Annotated in this window: 3 protein-coding genes and 2 pseudogenes; all 5 read left to right on the forward strand. The window is 67.0% G+C overall.

Annotated features, from left to right (window positions below):
* Positions 1-590 (forward strand): annotated as a pseudogene (locus tag FL311_RS46215) (AAA family ATPase); the annotation flags it as partial.
* 13 nt (positions 591-603) lie between these two features.
* Complete coding sequence (locus tag FL311_RS41700; protein WP_141333168.1) at positions 604-1626, forward strand: hypothetical protein; 1023 nt, start codon at positions 604-606, stop codon at positions 1624-1626.
* A gap of 141 nt (positions 1627-1767) precedes the next feature.
* Positions 1768-2568 (forward strand): annotated as a pseudogene (locus tag FL311_RS46385) (DUF4215 domain-containing protein); the annotation flags it as partial.
* Between the two features lie 45 nt (positions 2569-2613).
* Positions 2614-3138 carry a hypothetical protein gene (locus FL311_RS45785; RefSeq protein ID WP_228557443.1) on the forward strand — a complete coding sequence of 175 codons (525 nt, stop codon included), beginning with the start codon at positions 2614-2616 and terminating at the stop codon, positions 3136-3138.
* A gap of 43 nt (positions 3139-3181) precedes the next feature.
* Positions 3182-4023, forward strand: an 842-nt coding sequence (locus tag FL311_RS41710) for an arginase family protein (RefSeq protein WP_141333170.1), incomplete at its 3' end; no start/stop codon positions are given.

A 4023-nucleotide genomic window follows, 5' to 3' on the forward strand; every position in this document is an offset into this window, starting at 1 on the left:
GCTTCCAGCGTCGTTACCGGGGGGAGCTGCCGCAGTCGCAGCGGGCCTTCCTGGACGCGGTGGGGGCGCAGGCGACGCGGCTGGCGCGGGTGAAGCGGGCGTTCATCGTGGGGGCGGTGGCGCTGGTGTCGATGATGTTCGCGGCGGCGGCGGTGGCGCTGGTGTTCATCCGGGAGGCGCAGCAGGAGGCCGAGCACCAGGCCATCATCGCGCTGCGCGCGGAGGCGACGGCGCGCAACGCGGAGTTCCTGGCGAAGCGCTCGGAGGCGGAGGCGCGGGAGCGGCTCGCGGAGGTGCGCGCCAAGGAGGAGGACCGACGGGCGGCGCAGTCTCGCGCGGAGGAGGCCAATGAGCGGGTCGAGGCGACCAACGAGACGCTGGTGCTGCGCAACGCCGAGCTCGTCACCGCGCTGAAGCGGGCGAAGTGGGCGCGCTTCCATGCGAACGTGGCGATGCGGCGGGCCGAGCAGAGCGCGTTGAGTGCGCGGCAGGCGCGCGCCGAGGCGGAGCGGCTGTTGCAGCGCGAGCAGGAGCGGACGCTGCGGATCCAGTCGACGCTCGGAAGTCCTTTCATCGAAACGTTGAAGTGACGTGAGGCACGCCATGTCGGTGATGCGAAGCTGGGGCTCGCGTGGGCGCGGGCTGGCCGTGGTGGTGGTGTCGTTGTGGGGAATGCTGGCGCAGGCGCAGCGGCTGGATTCGCCGCTGGAGGTCGGCGGGAATCGCCCGTGGGCGCAGGGGGTGCCTCGGGACGAGCAGCAGGCGGCACAGGCGCTCTTCCTGGAGGGGAACGAGCGGCTGCGGGAGTCGGTCTTCGTGGAGGCCAGCCGGAGCTATCGGCGGGCGCTGCGGCACTGGAACCATCCGGCGATTCATTACAACCTGGCGCTGGCGTTGATGAACCTGGACCAGCCCATCGAGGTGCACAAGCACCTGGAATCGGCGCTGAGTCATGGGGCGGACCCGCTGGATTCGAGCCGGTACGAGCATGCGCGCTCGTACAAGGCGTTGCTCGAGAAGCAGTTGGCGTGGGTGGACGTCCGGTGTGACGAGCGGGGGGCCATCGTCACGTTGAATGGACAGCCGCTGTTCACGGGGCCGGGGAGATACCAGGGGCTCATCCGGCCCGGAATGCACAGCGTGATTGCCTTCAAGGACGGGTATCTGCCGACGGAGAAGCGTCAGGCCTTGATGCCCGGGGAGCGGACGAAGCTCGCGCTGGATTTGTATACGGAGGAGGAGGTCATCCGGTACCGACGACGGTGGTCCGCGTGGGTGCCGTGGACCGTGCTGGGCGCGGGACTGGCGGCGGCGGGCGGAGGTGGATGGATGCACTGGAAGGCGAATGACAGCTTCCGCAAGTTCGATGCACGCATCGAGCATCCCCAAGGGAGCACGCTCACGCCCGAGTTGAAGAGCCTTCACAAGAAGGGCTCGAGTTTCAGGGCGGCTGCCTACAGCGGCTATGCACTGGGAGGAGCCACCGCCATCACGGGAACCGTGCTGCTCTACCTGAACCGGCGTCGGTCCTATCGGCTGACGGCAGAGGACCTCGCGCCATCCGTGGTCATCGTCCCCGTCGTCGAATCCGAATCACAGAGCGTCGTGGCAACCATTCGTTTCTGAAGGAGGCGCTTCGTGAGTCCCCATGTTTCTCCGAGCTCAATCCCAAGCATCTTCGTGACATGCCTCGCAGTCCTCACGACCGCCGCATGCATCGAGTCCAAGAGCGTGACCTGCAAGAACGGGCTCGTATGTCCTGCCGGGATGGTCTGCGCCGCCGAGGAAGACCGCTGCATCCAGGGTCTTTGTGGCGATGCGACCACCCAGAAAGACGAAGGAGAACAATGCGACGACGGCAACTCCGTGGCTGGAGATGGATGCAGCCCCGACTGCATGTTCGAACGCTGTGGAAACGGGCTGGTGGACCTGCATGAAGAATGTGATTACAACGCCGACGGCGGCGTCGGATGCAACCAGTACTGCGCGAAGAGGCGCTGCGGCGATGGACTCCTCGACCCTGGAGAGGCTTGCGACGATGGCAACGAAGCCTCGAGTGATGGATGCAATGCGACCTGTACCTCCACCGAAAGCTGCGGGAACCGATTCCTCGACCCTGGCGAGCTCTGTGACGACGGGAACAGGGCGAACGGAGACAAGTGCAGCAGTGACTGTAAGTCCATGGAGGCGTGCGGGAACGGGATTCGAGACATCGGCGAGGAATGTGACGACGGAAACGAGTCCAACAGCGATGACTGCCTCACCACGTGCGTGATCGCCCGCTGCGGTGACGGTTTCACCAACGTCCAGGGAACTGACCACGAAGCCTGTGATGACGGTCCCCTTCTCGACGGTCCCTGTCGCTCCGATTGCCGCTCGCTCAAGAAGTGTGGAAATGCCCTGGTGGACCCAGGCGAGGAATGCGACGACGGCAATGACATCGACACCGATGCGTGCCCTCGCACCTGCAAGAACGCAACGTGCGGAGACGGCTTCGTCCTCGACACGAATGAACTTCGCGAGGAATGCGATGACGGCAATACAAGCGCATGTGGCTCATGCAGTGCGACCTGCACCCATCAGCAGGAGCCTGCCCACGCCCGAGGCGTCATCATGCTCGACCTGGTGGACGGGGGAGTCCGGGATGGCGAAATCCTCATCGTCAGCGACGGTGTCGGCCGCTGCATCTTCGAGTTCGACACCGATGGCGAGGTCCTCGACACGCATGCCCAGGTGAGACCCTCTGCCCCGGGCAGCGGGATGGACGTGGCCGACCACCTCTTCTCCGCGCTCGGTGACGCTACGACCCACGAGACCCAGCAGGGCTGCGACACTCCGGACGCAGGCAGCTTCGCGCCTCCTCCTGCCCTCCGACTGAACGTCCGCCGACCCGATGGAGGGACACGTCTGGAGTTGGAGCATCGTCATCCAGGGCCCCAGGGCAATCAGCCCATCATCGAGTCGGTGGTGAACCCCGGCTTCACCGTGACGTCCCTGGGCGGAGGAACTGGCATGGACTGCCCGGCCGGCACGGGGTGCACCGATGACCGCGACTGTGACCCGGTCGATGGCCGCCATGAGTGCCTGAAGGACGACGACCAACCCGTCGGCCGGTGTGGCGTCCGACGCAGTCCGTAACGGACAGTTGCGCCCCGTCCCGGGGTCCGTATCCTCCGCCGCCATGGCCACCCACTTCGACCCCAGCGCCGCGGCGCAGCCGGGCTCCGGCGTCTTCGGACTCCCCCACTCTCCCGACGAGGCGCACGTCGTCCTCATCCCCGTGCCCTTCGAGGCCACCACCAGCTACGGCGGCGGCACCTCCGAGGGCCCCGCCGCCGTCCTCGACGCCAGCCGCCAGGTGGACCTCTTCGACGTGGAGACCGGCCGCCCCTACGAGCGCGGCATCGCCATGCTCCCCGAGCCCCAGGAGCTGCGCGACTGGAACACCCGCGCCAAGGAGCGCGCCCAGGTCGTCATCGAGGCCGGCGGCATCCACTCCGGTGAAGCCGAGCTCCTCGCCGCCGCCAAGGACGTCAACGCCCTCTGCGACCAGATGAACGAGTGGGTCTACCGCACCACCCAGCACTGGCTCGACCAGGGCAAGCGCGTTGCCGCCGTCGGCGGAGACCACTCCATCTCCTACGGCATCATCCGCGCCCACGCCGAGAAGTACCCCGGCCTCGGCGTGCTCCACCTGGACGCCCACGCCGACCTGCGCGTCGCCTACGAGGGCTTCACCTGGTCCCACGCCTCCATCATGTACAACGTCGCCGAGCGCATCCCCGGCGTGAAGACGCTCGTCCAGGTCGGCCTGCGCGACATGAGCCAGGAGGAGCACCGCTACATCGAGGACTCCAACGGCCGCGTCCACGGCTTCTTCGACGCCGCCCTCCAGAACAAGCGCTTCGACGGCGTGCCCTGGAACCGCCAGGTCGATGAGATGGTCGCCCTGCTCCCCCAGCAGGTCTACCTGTCCTTCGACATCGACGGCCTGGACCCCGTCCTCTGCCCCCACACCGGCAC

Origin of the sequence: Myxococcus sp. AB025B (assembly GCF_006518215.1) — a bacterium.
In the GTDB taxonomy this organism is placed as follows: Bacteria; Myxococcota; Myxococcia; order Myxococcales; family Myxococcaceae; genus Myxococcus; species Myxococcus fulvus.